Origin of the sequence: Acidiphilium sp. PA, assembly GCF_026191915.1 — a bacterium.
In the GTDB taxonomy this organism is placed as follows: Bacteria; Pseudomonadota; Alphaproteobacteria; order Acetobacterales; family Acetobacteraceae; genus Acidiphilium.
The window spans coordinates 1-1,478 of record NZ_JAIMBY010000082.1 but is presented as its reverse complement, the minus strand read 5'-3'; the positions used below and the strand labels follow the sequence as shown (position 1 = coordinate 1,478).

Below are 1,478 nucleotides of genomic sequence, written 5' to 3'. Positions count from 1 at the left end.
ACTTGTCGACGCGCTTGCGGCTGAGGCCAAGTTCCTGTGTAATTGCCGTGGCCGTCTTGCCGGCATCGTACAGACGTCGAACCTGCTCGAACTTGGCCTGGAGCAGGCAACGTAGTCCTGCTCTCGTGTCGTCGATCTCGGCGGTTGCCGAGACTTTGGTGCGAAGCGGACGCTCGAGACGCCCAAGCTGTTTCTCGATCACCCCACGCAAATTCTGGATCAGATGGAAGCGATCAGCGATCTGTCGGGCTTGAGGAGCGCCGACCCGAGCTCCCTCCGCGTAAAGTCCCTGCCGATCGCGGCTGACAATCTCGATGGAGGGATGCGCGCTGAGCCAAGCCGCAACGCTTGTGGATGACCGATCGGCGAGGACGTCCACCACGCATCGGCGCTCGAGATCGACGATGATGGTTCCATCAGGGGTTACGCATGAAATTTGGTGGCATATTTGACGGCATGGAATCGGGTGTGATTCGGGGAGTCTCCTTGAAATTGGGAGCCCCGCATGTCGGTGAGGAATTTGGTAGAAGAGTTCTCGGCGCTGAAAGACCCCCGTTGCGGCGGCAAGGTGGAGCACCGGCTGATTGATATTCTGGTGATCGCGGTCTGCGCAGTGATTGCCGGCGCGGAAAGCTGGGAGGATTTTGCGCTGTATGGCCGCAGCAAGCAGGATTGGCTTGGCACGTTTCTGGCGCTTCCGAGCGGCATTCCGTCCCATGACACATTCCGGCGCGTGTTCATGCTGATCGATACCGGGCGCTTCGAGGCATGTTTCGAGTCCTGGGCACGCTCATTCGGGGCGACCTTGGACCGGGAAGTTGTGGCGATCGACGGGAAGACGATCCGCGGATCCCATGACCGCGGTGGCTGTGACAATGGATTCTGGCCCACTTGTGCTGATGAATATTGGCCCACCTCCGGGGGTTGGACAGGTAGTGCCGCCCCGCGGGGCGGCACTACCTGTCAGCGGTTGTTTTTCTCCTTCCTGTTCATGATTTGCTGGCCGTCCGTTGCGCCGTGGTGCGACGGAAGCGGTAGGAGTCCGTGCCGGTTGTGATGATGTGGGCACGGTCGGTCAGGCGGTCGATCAGCGCCTTGCATAGGCGCGGATTGGGGATGACCTGCGACCATTCGGAGAACGGCAGGTTGGTGGTGACGATCACCGCCGCCTTCTCCGCCCGGTCGGCGATCACCTGGAACATCAACTCGCACGCGGTCTCCGCCAGCGGCACGTAGCCGAGCTCGTCGATGCAGATCAGGTCGAGCCGTTCCCAGCGGCCGAGTGCGCGGCTGAGCTGGTTGGCGTGCGCCGCCTCAGCCAGTTCGTTGATCATCGCGGTTGCCGTGGTGAACCGCACCCGCCGGCGCTGACGGCAGGCGGCCACGCATAACCCCGTCGCCAGATGCGTCTTCCCTGTGCCCGCTTCGCCGATCAATAGGATCGGCTCCGCCTTGGTCACGTAATCGCCCGCGGCGAG

2 protein-coding genes and 1 pseudogene are annotated in these 1,478 nt (G+C 62.2%); 1 reads left to right on the top strand and 2 read right to left on the bottom strand.

The window, feature by feature from the left end:
* Positions 1 to 186: 186 nt before the first annotated feature.
* Positions 187 to 424, bottom strand: a pseudogene (locus AruPA_RS21650) (transposase); the annotation flags it as partial.
* An 81-nt stretch (positions 425 to 505) separates the two neighbouring features.
* Here AruPA_RS21650 and AruPA_RS21645 point away from each other — a divergent pair.
* On the top strand, positions 506 to 1,057 hold the full coding sequence (locus AruPA_RS21645) for an ISAs1 family transposase (RefSeq protein WP_265638795.1): 552 nt from the start codon (positions 506 to 508) through the stop codon (positions 1,055 to 1,057).
* Here AruPA_RS21645 and AruPA_RS21640 read toward each other — a convergent pair.
* Positions 990 to 1,478 (bottom strand): ATP-binding protein (locus AruPA_RS21640; RefSeq protein ID WP_265638794.1); only part of this gene is annotated, 489 nt, incomplete at its 5' end. The two genes, AruPA_RS21645 and AruPA_RS21640, sit on opposite strands and share 68 nt — an antisense overlap.